Source organism: Collinsella sp. TM06-3 (assembly GCF_003436395.1).
In the GTDB taxonomy this organism is placed as follows: Bacteria; Actinomycetota; Coriobacteriia; order Coriobacteriales; family Coriobacteriaceae; genus Collinsella.
On sequence record NZ_QSPG01000003.1, the window covers coordinates 1 to 14,260 of the forward strand.

At 59.2% G+C, this 14,260-nt stretch carries 9 protein-coding genes; 1 reads left to right on the plus strand and 8 read right to left on the minus strand.

Annotation, left to right across the window (positions count from 1 at the left end):
* Positions 1–184 precede the first annotated feature (184 nt).
* On the minus strand, positions 185–1,024 hold the full coding sequence (locus tag DXD56_RS01845) for a metallophosphoesterase (RefSeq protein ID WP_117639673.1): 840 nt from the start codon (positions 1,022–1,024) through the stop codon (positions 185–187).
* Between the two features lie 253 nt (positions 1,025–1,277).
* Between DXD56_RS01845 and DXD56_RS01855 the strand changes: the two genes are divergently transcribed.
* On the plus strand, positions 1,278–2,879 hold the full coding sequence (locus DXD56_RS01855) for a potassium/proton antiporter (protein WP_117639677.1): 1,602 nt from the start codon (positions 1,278–1,280) through the stop codon (positions 2,877–2,879).
* A 326-nt stretch (positions 2,880–3,205) separates the two neighbouring features.
* On the opposite strand, the gene DXD56_RS01860 is transcribed toward DXD56_RS01855, so the two are convergent.
* The 7 genes from DXD56_RS01860 to pglX all read right to left on the minus strand — a co-directional run bounded on the left by DXD56_RS01860 (position 3,206) and on the right by pglX (position 14,211).
* Positions 3,206–3,397 carry a hypothetical protein gene (locus DXD56_RS01860; RefSeq protein WP_117583757.1) on the minus strand — a complete coding sequence of 64 codons (192 nt, stop codon included), beginning with the start codon at positions 3,395–3,397 and terminating at the stop codon, positions 3,206–3,208.
* A 27-nt stretch (positions 3,398–3,424) separates the two neighbouring features.
* Positions 3,425–4,777, minus strand: a complete 1,353-nt coding sequence (locus DXD56_RS01865) for a hypothetical protein (protein ID WP_117639679.1) — start codon at positions 4,775–4,777, stop codon at positions 3,425–3,427.
* A gap of 93 nt (positions 4,778–4,870) precedes the next feature.
* Positions 4,871–7,252: a protease Lon-related BREX system protein BrxL gene (gene brxL, locus DXD56_RS01870; protein WP_187365015.1), complete on the minus strand. Its 2,382-nt coding sequence runs from the start codon at positions 7,250–7,252 to the stop codon at positions 4,871–4,873.
* A gap of 11 nt (positions 7,253–7,263) precedes the next feature.
* A complete protein-coding gene (gene pglZ, locus DXD56_RS01875) occupies positions 7,264–9,972 on the minus strand; it encodes a BREX-1 system phosphatase PglZ type A (protein WP_117639681.1) in 2,709 nt (902 codons plus the stop codon).
* Positions 9,973–9,995: 23 nt separating this feature from the next.
* Positions 9,996–10,964: a hypothetical protein gene (locus DXD56_RS01880; RefSeq protein WP_117639828.1), complete on the minus strand. Its 969-nt coding sequence runs from the start codon at positions 10,962–10,964 to the stop codon at positions 9,996–9,998.
* A 145-nt stretch (positions 10,965–11,109) separates the two neighbouring features.
* Positions 11,110–11,751, minus strand: a complete 642-nt coding sequence (locus DXD56_RS01885) for a hypothetical protein (protein WP_117639683.1) — start codon at positions 11,749–11,751, stop codon at positions 11,110–11,112.
* A 9-nt stretch (positions 11,752–11,760) separates the two neighbouring features.
* Positions 11,761–14,211, minus strand: coding sequence for a BREX-1 system adenine-specific DNA-methyltransferase PglX (pglX, locus tag DXD56_RS01890; protein WP_117639685.1), 2,451 nt, complete (start codon positions 14,209–14,211; stop codon positions 11,761–11,763).
* Positions 14,212–14,260 lie beyond the last annotated feature (49 nt).

The window sequence follows — 14,260 nt, forward strand, 5'->3', positions numbered from 1 at the left end:
CATTGTGGCCCTTGACAGTGGATTGGGTCATATGAGCGAGCAGTCTCAAAGTGCCCCAGGTTGGCGCGAAAGAGGAGCGACGCGTACTTCCGTACGCGAACGACGGTTTGAGCGACAAGATGGGGGTGCTTCGGGGCTGCGCAGCATCAACGTGGCCGCCGTTCGGTAGAACGGCGGAACAAAGTTATTCCCCGGGGCGAATATTCGCGTAGAACTCCGCCCCATCATCGAGCCGCAGGATGCCCACGCGACCGAACTCGGAGCCGGTGGCGGCAGCGCAGTCGATGTCGATGCGATCGGGCACACCGGCGGCATCCTCGCCGCCCAGGCGCACGATCTGCCCGCGGCCCGACTCCTCATCGAGCCCCGCAAGACCACCGACCTCGCAATAACGCCCGAGCGACACCGTTGGCGTGTGACCGCTCACCACGACCGGACCCTTGCCCTCGGCAGAAAGCAGCCCGGTCGGCGCATCCCAATAGCCGTGACGAATCCACAGCAGGTCATCGGCCGACTGCACCGCGAGCATCTGCTGCAGCAGCTCGCGATCGGCACCCACCGCTCCAACGCCATCGGCACAATCGACGCCATGCTCAAGCAAAAACGCGCGCGCCGCCTTCATCTCGATTCCAGCATGTACCAGCAGATACGGGCGCTCCTCGGTCTCGGCCACCGCGTAGAGCGGCAGCGCGGCCATCCATCGCACGGGCTCCTCGTATGCGTCAAATTCCATGTCGTTGAGCTGCTCGCGCGTCGTCCAGCCACCGTTGATATCCCAGGTCTCGGCATCGAGCGGATCCTGGCCAATGATGGCATCGAGCATGATCTGCTCGTGATTGCCCTTGAGCACGCGGGCGTTGGGCAGCGAGCGCACGAGCTTAATAACGCCGACCGGATCGGGCCCGCGATCGATCATGTCGCCCAGCACGTACAGCGTGTCGTCGGACGCCAGCGAAATCTTAGACAGGGCCTCGTCAAGCGCACGCACGTGCCCGTGAGCATCAGATGTCACATAGATCGCCATGGTACGCCTCTCCTTGCATTGCGGCCGAAGCCCGGCGCCGCAACTAAAACTTCAAGTTGAACTTAAACGTTACCCATTGTACTCCGTTGCAATAAAGCTGGAAAGGGTTTCCAAGCAGAGGCAAAGACGGCAGCCGTCTATGACGATATCGCGCACGCCCGCAATCCAACCCCATAAACCCACCATCTTTGGGTACAAATAACCGCAGACAACTGACCGTGCCACGCCAACCACCCAGGAGCGGACACCATCCATGAACCAGATCCTTCTCTTTATCGGCCTCGTTATTATTCTGTGCCTGACCATCAAGCCCGTCGGCAAAAAACTCCCCTTCCCCACCCTGCTCATCTTTATCGCGCTCGGCATGCTGTTGGGCGTCAACGGGCCGGCGCACATCGAATTTAGCGACTACGCGCTCACCGAAACCGTCTGCAGCACGGCGTTGCTGTTCATCATGTTCTACGGCGGCTTTAACACCAATATCGACCGTGCCAAACCCGTTGCCGTGCCCGCGGTATTGCTGAGCACGCTCGGCGTCGTCATCACTGCTGGCATCACCGGCGTGTTCGCCCACTTTGTGCTGGGCTTCGACTGGATCGGCGGCCTGCTGCTGGGATCGGTCGTGGCGTCCACCGACGCGGCCGTCGTCTTTAGCGTGCTGCGCGAGCACAGCCTTTCGCTGAGGGGCGGCACCGACTCGCTGCTCGAGGTCGAATCGGGCTCCAACGACCCCGTCGCCTACATGCTCACCGCCGTGCTCGCCACACTCGCAGCCGGCGGCGACATCAACATTCCCGCACTGCTGGCCAAGCAGATTATCCTGGGCGCGGGCCTGGGCCTTGCCATCGGCTGGGCGGCGGGCCGCCTGATTGAACGAGCGCACGCAACGGCCGAGGGCGCGCAGACCATCTTTTTGTTCGCCGTGGCGATCGTCGCCTACGCATTGCCGAGCTATCTGGGCGGCAACGGCTTTTTGGCCGTGTACCTGGCCGGCATTGTGCTGGGCGCGAGCGACATCACCGGCAAGGTCGAGATGGCGCACTTTTTTGACACCCTCACCGAGATGGCCGAGATGACCATCTTCTTTTTGCTGGGCCTGCTCGTCACGCCCGCGCGCCTGCCGCAGATGCTGCTGCCGGGCCTGGCGCTCATGGCGTTTATGCTCTTTGCGAGCCGCCCCATCGCCGTCGGTCTGCTGCTGGTGCCCTTTAAGACGAACCCTCGCCAGGTTGCACTCGTAAGCTGGGCGGGCTTGCGCGGCGCGGCTTCGGTCGTCTTTAGCCTCTTTGCCGTGGTAGCCGGCGTTCCCGGTGGTCACGACCTGTTTGACCTGGTGTTTGTGATTGCCGTATCGAGCATTGTGGTGCAGGGTTCGCTACTGCCGGCGGTGGCGAAGAAACTCGATATGATCGATGCGGCCGGCGACGTACGCCGCACCTTTAACGACTACCGCGACGAGGACGGCATGTCGTTTGTAAAGCTCAAGGTGAGTGCGGGCCATCCGTTTGTCGGTCGCTCGCTCGCCGATATTGGCAGCGCGACGGACATGCTCGTGGTCCTGGTGCTGAGCGACGGGGCGCATCCGGTACTGCCCAATGGCGACACCGTGATCCAGGAAGGCGATCTGCTGGTGATGGCAGCCCCAACGTTCGAAGAGCGTGCCGAGGTTACGCTGCGCGAGGTCACCGTGACGCCCCACGGTCGCCTGGCCGGTCAGCGCCTGCGCGACGTGCCGCAGGGCAAGCACCCGTTTATCGTGGTGATGCTCAAGCGCGAAGGCCAGACGATCATCCCCGACGGCGACACCCTCATATACGCCGGCGACGAAGCCGTCATCGCCACGCTGGCGTCGTAGTGGCTAGGGGTAGCCGTCCCGAATTGACCATATTTGAGCATAAATCGCCCCGGCTAGGATCTCGTTGCGGACAATTAGCGTCTCTCAAAACTAAGTGAGTAGACTTTTACCGAATCGCCGACCACGTCACCAAAGCACAAGTCTGTGACCTGCGAGTTTGTTAAAGCAAATTTGTCGTGTGCTCAGGATTTCCAATAAAGCCTACTCACTTAGCCAGCAGGCAGTCAAAATAGAACGGTCGCGAGCTCATTAGACTCCATTGCGACGGTTTATCGTTCATCTTCGCGCAGCCGCGGGTGCAGACGCCCCGTCTCAAATTAGCTACCCTAGTCATCGTCGACGGCAAAGTCGCGGAGGTCGAGACCCTCGCGTTCGGCTCGGGCTAGGAGCTCTTGGGGCGACTCGTCCTCGATATCCATCACGTCGAGCATGGCAGCGGGAAAGCCAACGCCTGCCGCACTCCCCGCACGATCGAGCTGACTCTCGCGCAGCTGATCTACATCAACGTCGATCTTCAAGATGAAACCTCCTACCAGACCAGGACCCTACTCACTAGCACCGAGCGCGTCCACGGCAGCAACAAAAGCCGCAACCTGCTTGTCGTCCATCTGCGTGGCCAGGCGCCCCACGGGTTCATCGTAGGCGAACTGCACCTTATCGATAAAGCAATCCCAAGCACGCTCATCTACGCGCACGGCGGCCTCGCAGTACTGGCTGAGCTTTTTGAGTCCATACCAAAACGCATTCACATGGCGCGCAGGATCCTCATCCAGCACCCCATCGTAGCGCCGTCCGTTAAACTCACGCATGCGCGCCACGGCAACCTCGAGCGAGTCGCCGCCGTCGGCCGAAGCCTCGTCCACAAGCTCGGGAATCGCAACCTCGCGCCGGACATTGTGCCTGGTAGCACCGTCGTACTCGCCCACCAACACGTCTTCGTCAAACCGATCATCGTAGTCGAAATAACTGCTACCCCGGCAAATCCCATGCAGCGAACCGGTGCCAAAGGCACGGAACAACCCGCCATCGGCAACAACGCACCTATAAGTCTCAAACGACTTCTTAACCTGAGAGAGCAACTCGGAAAGCTCTCCGGCATCGCACCCCGTCTCGCACGCGACGCAAGCAGACTTCGGCAACGATACCGGCTCCACCGTGCTCCCTGCAACGCGGGCAGCGCGTTCGGCCCGATACGCTTGGGCTGCCAAGTGCGCTCGCTGCGCAGCACCGCGCACATTAGTAAGCTCGCGCTCCAGCGCCACATCGCCAGCCACATCGCTCGCAAACGCGTCAACACCCTGCGGGCCGGTCGCACTCAGCTCGGACTCAAACGTCGCCGTGATCATGCCGGCAAGGTCCGTTGCGTCGGCGGCACAACGCAGTTGCTCCAACTGCGTGCATAGCAGATTGGCATCCAAGGGTGCGGCATCCACAACGCGCACGTCGCTCAGACGCGCCGCGCCCTGCAACACCAAAGCCCCCGCAGCATCGTATGCCGCACGAACCCTGTCCGCCGTATTGGCAAGCAGCTTTACCTCGATAAACGCAAGCGTCTGCTCCAAGCGGGCCAACAGCTCGGCCTTGTCCTCCATACGCAAAAAGGCAGCGTAGCGCCGCTCCATCTGCAACGGGCCCACAACGCCTACCTGCTTGCGAGCGCGCGCAAGAGAATCAAATTCAACGCGGCGTACATACCCGTCAACGGCCCGCACGGCAGACTCACGCGCAGCACGCTCGGCAGCCTCGACGCCCCCGATCACGGCCAGTAGCTCGCGGGAGCGCGCCTTGCGCAATAACTCCCCGCGATCGTACTGCTCAAGCGCCGTCTGACGCTTGGCTACCGACTCAAAGCCAAACAGCTCATCGAGCAGCTCGCCAACAGAACGTTCTTCCGCCATGGCAAGGCCTCCTCACGCGCAGCGCGCCACCATGCTCGCGGGCTCACGTGCGCATCAAACGCCTCGCGCACGCAAGCCCGCACGCTCGCATCCCTATAGATCCAACGCCTTCTTCGCAGCATCGACCGGGTCGCCATCCATGTAGAACACCGGGCTCAACCCCGAGATAATCTCGGACGAAACGCTCTGCAGGCCCGCGATGGCGCTCAGCGGCAATATCACGCGCTTGGCGCCGGCGTTTTTGGCCACGCGCATGATGTCCTCGAGCCCGCGGATCTCATCCATAGATCCCGACATGCGCAAGATTCCCGGAACCGCCAGCGCGGACATCACCGGGCGGTTGCACGCCGCGGAGCACAGGCCCACAAACTCGGCAAGCGAGACTTCTTCGGACAGACCCTTGCTCTGCAGGTCGTTATAGAACAGCAGGTAGTCCTTTGAGCCAATGTGCATGCCCGGCGCCACACGGTTCGCCAGGTTCACAAAGTTGTCGAACGCGGCCTCCAGCGTATCGCGTACCGGCTTGTTAAAGGCAACGCCCTCGTGCTTAAACTTGCACTCGCCGGCAACGGCCTTGTTCTCCAGCTTGTACACGGCAACCTCGCCGCCCTGCGACCTGCCCACGCCAAACACGTGACCGGACAGCAGCGGGCCATCGGGAATCAACGTATCCTCGGACTGCTCGGGCACGCGCACCACGTGCACGTCCTGCGGATTGTCGGCATCCATATAGCCCAGGTTGACATCGATAAACTCGACGCCCGCCATAATCTTGAGCTGTTCCTTTACACGGCGGCGGCCCTCGATGGCGTAGTCCAGCAGCCAGCGAACGTCGTCCTTGTCCATAGCCTCGTCGGGGAACAGCAGCTTGGCCAGGCCGCTAAAGGACTTGCGCACGGCGATCTCGTCACGCTTGTTAAAGTCGCTGTTAAAGCGGAAGTAGCGGTCGATATGATGCGTAAAGTCCTTGCGGCGCATCTCCTTGCAAAACTCCGATAGGCAGTCGGTGATTAAGCCGTAATGCCCGGTCAGCAGACTCGAGCGCATCTTGGGAATCTCCCAGCCCGGCAGGTAATAGTGGATACGGTCGAAAAAGGCCGAATCGTTGTTAAACTCCGGCGGGAACGGATCAAACAGGTGCGTGGTCTTAAGGACGTTTTGCACGGTGTCGTTGATGTTGCCCTCAAAGACCATGGAGGCGTCGGCGTTGATCTGGTCGCGGCCACGCGCGTAGCTGCCACTCGCCATATAGTCCTTCATGATCTGCACGGCATTGGTGTCCTTAAAACGCATGCCGGCGACCTCGTCGAACGTCACGCAATCCCAATGGCCCACCAAGCCCACGCGATCGGCGCGCATGGAGTTCATACGGCCGAACAGGTTGGCCGTGGTGGTCTGCCCGCCCGAGAGCAAAATGGCGTAGGGCGAAACCTCTTTGTAGATATGGCTCTTGCCGGTGCCACGGGGACCAAGCTCGCACAGATTGTAGTTGCGCTCGATCAGCGGCACCATGCGCTCGATAAAGTGCAGGCGCTCCTTCTCCGAAAGCTCGCTGGGCTCATAGCCGGCAGAGCGCAGCAGCATGTTGAGCCACTCGTCGCGCGAGAAATACTGACGCTCCTCGATCATTGCGTCCAGGTCCAGGTTGGGCATCTGGATGGGCGTGAGCGACGCCACGCTAAACGGAGAGTCCTCGGGTCCGCGCTTTTTGCGCTTGGCCTTGGAGCGGCGCGGCGCATCGTCGCCAAAGACTTCCATGCCAAACTCGTCTTCCTCTTCCATGGGACGACGATACTCGATGCTCATAATGCACCAAATACCACCCTGAAGAATCTTGGAATAGTCGCGCACGTACTCGGCCGGCATCACAAACGGCTCAATGGTCAGGTTGGCAAACGACGCCACGTAGATGTCTTTGTACTCGTCGAGCTTGGCCGTCACCTTATCGATGATGGTAAAGCGACCCAGCTCGCGGATCTTGGACTTAATGCGCTCGGACTCGTCGGGACGCACGTAGTTATCGGTGAGAATCTTGCGGATGCGCTGCAGACCCTCCGCCACGGCATCCTCGTCGTCGGTTGAGCAGTACATGCCCAGCAGGTACTCCAGCACAAAGGTAGGCACGTTGGCGCCACGCTTCATAAGGGCCGTGAGGTCCTTACGCACGATCTTGCCGCCAAAGTGCTCGAGCAGCTTACCGTCCAGTACATCCATGTCGTAACCGTCGTCCTCGGGAGCGTCGGCCACGGCCTGGGCATAGCCATCGGTCGAGGACTCGTCCTCGGCGGGCGCCGCAACCTCATCGGGTACCGCGGCCACCGTCGGCTCCGGGGCAGGCGCGGCAGCCACGGCCTCTGCAGCAGTCTCAGCCTCCGGGGCGGGCATGGCCTCCTCCGCAGACACCGCAGCCTGCACCGGCGCATTCACATCAATCGAGGGAACTTCCCACAGATCGTCGTCATTGCTATCAAACATAGGGCACACTCCTAAAAACCAAAGTCAGCAACAGGGGCAAACGAAACAGCGATGGCGTACGTCTCGCGCCAAACGATCTTGCCCGTTTCGCGCTCGCGGCAGACCAGATAGTACGGACCCTTGGCCGAGAATCCATCCGCTGCACGCAGCGCAAACTTGGCATGCACCACGCGCTCCTGCGAGTTAGCAGAAGTCTTGTTGGCATGCGCCTTGACCGTATCGCTCACCTCGTTGCCGCTTGCGTCGGTAAACACCAGCTCGTACTCACACGGCAAAACCTTGCCTTGGGCGGGTTCTTCCTGGATCAAGTTGACCGAGAAGAGCGAGTTGGTCACTCGACGTCCCTCACTTAGCACGCGCAGCGTCGCTGCGCGCGTATCGACAAAGTCCTTGGAACCCGAGCGCGCACGCCAAAATCCGATAACGGGCACGCAGAGCTCCTGCAGGCTCATGCCGCCGTGGACGTAGTTGTTAGTGCCGCCGGGACGCTTGAAGTGTACGTTCTCGCGCGGGGCAAACCCCTCAAAACCGGCGCCCAAACGTCCCATGTCAACATTAACAAACACCTCGCATGCCTCTTCCGAAAACTTGACCACGGCCTCGTTGGGCACCACCAGATGACGCTTGCCGTGCATGACAGGAGCGTCAAGGAAGGGAAGGTCTGGCTTGCCGAGCATCTGGCACTCGTTGAGCTCACGACGCGTGTAGATAAAGCCGTGATCCGCCGTTATAACAACACGCGCGCCCGGGGCGTCAGTGCACACGCGGCGCGCCAACGCGGCAAGTTCCTCCACGGTGTCCGCGCAGGCATCGAAAACGTCATCCTGCGTAGCGGCCTTCTCGCCCGTGGCATCGATCTTGTTGTGGTAGAGATAAACGAGCTTGGAATCTTTGAGCAGCGCTTTGCGCTCGGTTCCCGCCATGTTGAGGTATGCGCTCGAGCGCAAAGCGCGGGCCGTGGGCTCAACGTGGGTAAGTACGGCCTCGCGCTGCGGAGTCGTCGCAGTGGGCATGCCGTCAGCCAACACAAACGAGCCATCCGCTGCAAGTTCAAGCGCTTGGTGCGGCAGCAGCGCGGGCATGCCCACCTCGGTGATGGAGGGAAAGACCGCCTGCATGCTAGAAACCCTGACGTTGCCGCCGCGCTCGCGCTCGAGAAGCGCCGCGACATCACGGGCCACCTCATAGCGCAGCGCGTCGCTTACGATAACGACCGTCGTTTTGGCAGACCCCACAAAGGTGGGCAGCACATGCCAGTAGAATTCATCCTGCCGTGCAGGGCCATCGATGTAGCCGCAATCGGCCCACTCCCCTTGCGCAGCGGATGTCCAGCAGGCATTGGCGTCGGCCAAAAACCAGTTGCTGTAGAGATTCTCCGCCCAGTCCACCACGGCTCGGGCAGGCTCCTCGAGCACATCGCACTCGACAGAGCGCGTCCGCAAATACGCGGTGCACATATGGCGATAGGCAGCATCCATGGAATACCAATCGGACGTATAGGCATCCCACACCCGCTGGGGTTGCGCCAGATGGAACCCGCCCGCATGTGCCTGCCTAAATGCGCACATGTCGGCCACAGCGGCAAGCAAGCCAAAGTAGCTCTCGACACGGCGGCACCAGCTTAGGTCGCAGCGACGCGCCGCAAAGGCGCGTGCGTCCTCAACACGGTCTGCACCCTGGGCAAACGAGCTGAACAACTGCGAGAGCACAGCCTCATTGACGCACGGGAACACATCAAGCGAGGCCAGCACATCGATCGGCAGAGCCCCAAACCGCACAAAGAGTCCGCGGGCATCCTCCACCAAACGACAGATCTCAAATAGGTCCTCGCTCGATGCCTGGGTATCGGCGGCCTGGTCCCACGTGCGCACCGCCTCAAGGCAATAGGGGCCGTAGGCGGGAGCCACATAGCTTTCGAGTCCCTTGAGCGCTCCCTCGGGAAGCGCGGTAGACGCCGCTGTAAGGAGCACATGGGATGAAAGCATAAGCAATGAGTCGCGCTCATACAGCGGCCCCTCAAATCCATAGCAGCGAAGCATAAAGGCAGAGAGCACATCGCGCACGCAGTACTTGCCCATCAACTCGGCCAGCGCCTCGGGACCCTCGTGCAGCAGCGTGGTCATACAGCCGCGCAGCACAAACGCGGGTCGCGCGTCGCCAAGCTCTTTACCGCCAAATATCACCGTAAGAATGCCGAGTTCGATATCGGATACGCCCGCGGCATGCGGAACACACGCGGCAAACTTAGCGCAGCGGGTCTTGGCATCAAAGAACGTCTTGTGCTCGCGCAGACTCTCGCGCACGGCATCGATATTCTCGATACCCAACTGATCGGCCAAAAGCGAAAGATAGTCAGCCTGGAACTGATCGGCATACAGCTCGACATCGGCAAGCCAATCGCCCTCAAGCCTGCCGCGCGGGCAACGACGATACAACAAGATATCGCTCGCAAGGTCATCGCGGTTGATAAGTTTCTTGACCGCAAACATGCGGCCCTCGCAAGCCTCAACAAACCGCACCGGGCGCTCAAAGTCCCCGTGAGCGGGCATGACGCTGTCATCGGCCCCCGCGCCGTCGAAACCCTCGGCGGCCAATCGCTCAAACTCAGGGGCAAACTCGCCGTCCGCATCGTGCCAAACCACCACACGACGGGGCATGCATGCGGACAACGGCTGCAAAAACCGCAGCTTAAGCTGTTCTTCTACATCGATCTTGGGCATGAATATCCTTACCGTATCTGCAGTTACTTGATCTTTGCCAGTACATCCTGAAACTTGGCGTAGTTGACCTTGACGCCGTCATCCAGGTCGATCTTAATCATCTGGTCTGCCAAGTGGTGCAACTTCTCCTCGTAGCCGATGGTCTCTTTAAGCTGGTCATTGAGCTTTTTGACACGCTTATCCAAGCGCACGCGCTCACCACGCTCAGCACTGGCAAGGGCATCGTTGGCATAGCCGATCTGCGAGCGATAGCGCTCCTGCTGCTCATGCACATAGTCGGTTCGGATGCGAGCCAACAGGTCGGGCTGATAGCGATGCATGTAAACAAGGCACTTGAAGCCGTTCTTTTTGCCGCTGTCGAACAGCCAGTAGATGGGGCGCTTCTTATAGGTCTGGCAGTGGTCCTTAAAGAAGTCCTTCAAAAAGTAGGTGCGGATGACCTCGCGCGAGGTGCCCTTGCCGCCGAGCGCCTCGGCAATAAAGGCCAGGTTCTGCTCGAGCGTCTCCTCGCCGTACACGGTGCGCACAAAGTCGATAAAGTAGCGCACGATGTCGTCGTCAAAGTACTCGTCGTCGGTAATGGGCAGCACGTTGTCGGCATCGGGCATAAAGGTCACATGCGCGGGATCGGGCATCTTGGCCCGATAGTCGTCGACCGTGGCACCCTGATCGGCCAGGACCAAGCCATCCACGTCCAGCGAGTAGCGGCCAAACATGCAACCCACGGCATAGCTTATGAGCGAGGTAATCTCGTCGCGCTTGGTGCGCACGTATTTGTTGCCCTTATAGCTCTCGGGAATCTCGTCAGCAGTGTCGAAGATGCACGCCACCGAGACGTACTTATCCTCGACCTCGATGGGCACCTCCCCCTCCATGTTGTAGATCTTGGCAAAGATTCGGTTGAGCTCTTCCTCGTTAGCGCGAAGCTGCTCAAAGCGAGCATTGACCTCGGCCTTGCGGGCTTCGTATTTATCGGCGAGAAACACTGCCATGGCAAACAATTCCAATCTATATTAATTCATCAGTTAACTTAGATGGCAAGTCGGTCCACATTGGGCTATGCACACCCCTCTTCACTGAGCGCGCTTTCTATTTGGAACTCGCTGTCCACCGCTTCCCAAATAGAAAGCTAGTTCGCTAACCCTTGCAAACGGCTGGATAAAAAACGCCATCTTTATCGACCACTTTTATCCAATCTAATAATGTCTGCTGACCGATAACCACGGCAGCGCTTATGGCACCGTCCTCGTCTTTGTCACGTAAGTACAGCATTCTGTTATCCAGCCCATATACTTGCCCGTGCGCAATGCAATTTCGCATGTGGCGAAAAACGCATCCAAGTCTCGTTTCTGAAGGAGAGGCGTCTAGAGAACCGTCCTCTCGAAGCTTTGGTTTGCAACTAATGCGGAAAAGGGCTCGCGGGCAGGATGGGCATATCTCCTCATTCAGTCGCATTGCCTCTGCCGTCTGACTTATTGAACCGCTTTTTAAAATGCAAAAGGAGGAAATACCGGAGGACTTGAGCAGTTCTCCCTCGAGTTTGCTCAAGGAGCTTGCACCAGCCCATCCATACTCGCCCAGCCAACGCTCGGAGTCACTTTTCGCCTCTTTGCTTTTCTTGACTGGCGTATGCACGAGGTAAAAATCGAAAATAGCCGATAGCTCCTCCGCTGAAAAGAATCCGTCAAATAGGCAGCTCATATCGGCTTCTGGAAGCCCAATGACTTCATTCTGGCATTCATGACGATAATTCTCGTTGTAGCTCTTTTTTCCTGCCATCCTAATCACCTACACCAAAGGATTCCGCTTGAAATCCCAGGAGGTTTCAAACGAGTCCCAATCCACCTCAGATTCAACGACCTGCTCGGCAACAAGAGACTTGATGCCGTCAAGCGATTCGCGCGGCAATAAAACTGGAAAAGAGCCAACGACTCCAGCACTCCAGTTCAATGTCGGATTTATCGCTTTGGAAAGTAGCTGAATCGAAGATGAATTTAAAAGGCCGAGGAGGTAGAAATACATCTCCGGATTGGGATAACAGGCTGGGCCGGCATCGCCCATGACGAACTCATCTGTATTTAAAGCCCTAAAACTAATGTCACCCGAGGTAATTAGCGACCAGCACAGACATGATTTGAAGTAATCGGATTCGTTGATATTACCCGAGCCTGGAAACGCTTTAATCTCCTTGCCATCGTCCTTCCAACGCACAACATAATCGCGATTACCATACCAACGACGATAGGGGCCGCCTTTGGAGTAAAACTTATAATCAATGTCAATCAATGAACAAGAAACCTCGTACCACTGCCGAAGAAACAAGTCGTTATTACCCGTAAACATTCCTTTGCGCGTTTTCGCAATTTTTGCCAAAGGCTGCCCAGCCCCGAAGGAGTTATTTGCCCCTTCTCCAAGCCAGTAGGCTATGGGGGTGCCGGGGATCTGCTTGAAGGTCTCGGCGTCGCGGCGGTAGAACCAGCCGCAGCCGGGGTTTCGGATCGCCTCGAGGGCCTTCGGGGCCTGGACAGCAGCACCAACGAAGTCCGAAAGGCGCACATAGCCGCCCTTGTAGCCCTTGACGAACGAATTGTGGAACGTGTAGGTACAGATGGGCACGGTCGCGCCAGCGAAGCCCGAGTACTCAAGCTGGATGAGAGAGGTTAGCGTTCTGTTGTCGATAATCTCGTTGCGGAGCTTCTCATAGCTTCCGATGAACATCCAGACGAAAGGCGACATGACTCCGCACTCGCCGTGGTCCTTGGCGAGACTGAACATGCGAACGACAAAGCTGGAGAAGAGGTCGCCCTTCACGTCGGGGTAGTTCTTCTTGATCCACTTGCTCGTGAAGGGGTTAAAGCTGCTGCTGCCCATATACGGAGGATTCGCCACGACGCAGGTAAAACGACGGGACAGCTTCTCGCAGATGGCGGCAGCGCTTTCGAGCTTAGTTTTGGTCGCAGTGGCAAAAAGATCGTCGGAACAGCTCGCGGCGGTGGCCTTAAGCTCGTCAATCTCGTCCTCTGAAGGATTGAACAGCGAGCCGATCTCGCCCAAATGGCTCAGTTCCTCGGCGAGCTTCTTGTTGCCCGGGAGCTCGTCCTCCCCCAGCGGGATGCTCGTGAGCACGGTAACGTCGGCACGGACGCCGCGCCTAAAGAAGCGACGGTTGTGCTCGCGGGCGCACATGGCAAGCGCCAGCTCCGCGATCTGCGCTGCACGGGGATCGATCTCCATGCCAGCGAGGTTTTTAGTAAGAATGAGCTCGGGAATCTCGCGCTCACGATAGCCGCGCTCCTCGTACATGGCAAAGAGCAGCTCAAACGCATAAACCAGGATATGGCCCGAGCCGCACGCTGGGTCGCAGAGCGAAATCTCCTCGGGGCTCGAGATGCGGATAAAGTCCTCGTGCTCAGCATCGGGCTCGATGTAGTATTTCATGTGCTCGCGTAGCGTACTCCCTGGGTTGTTGAGCATCCACAGACGGCCGAGCGAGTTCTCGACCATGTAGCGCACGATCCACTCGGGGGTGAAAAGCTGCGTGGCAGGCGCGATGTCCTCCGCCGCTGCTTTGCGCTTGGACTTGAAGAACTCGTCTTTAACGTCAGCGTTGTAGTATTGATACATCCAGCCCAGAACGGTCACGCCCTCGCGCCAGTCCTCGTCAGCGAGGACGGCGTTGAGCTTGCCGACCACGCCGTCGGCCATCATGAGGCCCTGGGGCAACAGCAGCTCCATGGCTCCGCCCACGCGTTCAAAGACGCCCGGCAGGCAATCGGCAAGCTCCTCGCACTGAGCAACAAACAGGTAACGCCACAGCGGTTCATCCAAGCCCGCCATCTTGAGCTCGGCTATGCGATCGGTATCGGCCGTCGCTATCTCCACATCCAGTGCGTTCTCCACGGCCTCGCTGCCATGGCTGCCGTCCGCACGACTTAGCATGCGCATACGGCCGGGGAGCCATCCGCGTGCATCCATAAAGCGAATGGCCACGATGCGGTTGAACCAGGTGTAGGCCGCACGGTCGCGCAGCGCCTCGTGACCCACCTCTGCCTGCATGCGCAGCAGCTCGTCGCGTTGCTCAATCTCAGCCGGACTTAGGGGCAGGCCGTTGACGGTCTCGGACCCAACGGGCGCGGGTGCAGGTTCGGTGATGCCGTAGCGCACCATCTGCGCCTCCACGCCTTTGATGAGCTCCGTACGGGCCCAGGTGCAGAAGCTCTTAAGAGCAGAATCGTTCATGGTTGATGAGCCTTTCTAAACGCCATAAGCCACCGGTGCGCGCTTTGGC

What these genes read in the sequence shown, in the direction of transcription:
- pglX (WP_117639685.1), bottom strand. Translation starts at nt 14,211, where the DNA reads ATGAACGATTCTGCTCTTAAGAGCTTCTGCACCTGGGCCCGTACGGAG.
- DXD56_RS01885 (WP_117639683.1), bottom strand. Translation starts at nt 11,751, where the DNA reads ATGGCAGGAAAAAAGAGCTACAACGAGAATTATCGTCATGAATGCCAG.
- brxL (WP_187365015.1), bottom strand. Translation starts at nt 7,252, where the DNA reads ATGTTTGATAGCAATGACGACGATCTGTGGGAAGTTCCCTCGATTGAT.
- pglZ (WP_117639681.1), bottom strand. Translation starts at nt 9,972, where the DNA reads ATGCCCAAGATCGATGTAGAAGAACAGCTTAAGCTGCGGTTTTTGCAG.
- DXD56_RS01880 (WP_117639828.1), bottom strand. Translation starts at nt 10,964, where the DNA reads ATGGCAGTGTTTCTCGCCGATAAATACGAAGCCCGCAAGGCCGAGGTC.
- DXD56_RS01845 (WP_117639673.1), bottom strand. Translation starts at nt 1,024, where the DNA reads ATGGCGATCTATGTGACATCTGATGCTCACGGGCACGTGCGTGCGCTT.
- DXD56_RS01855 (WP_117639677.1), top strand. Translation starts at nt 1,278, where the DNA reads ATGAACCAGATCCTTCTCTTTATCGGCCTCGTTATTATTCTGTGCCTG.
- DXD56_RS01865 (WP_117639679.1), bottom strand. Translation starts at nt 4,777, where the DNA reads ATGGCGGAAGAACGTTCTGTTGGCGAGCTGCTCGATGAGCTGTTTGGC.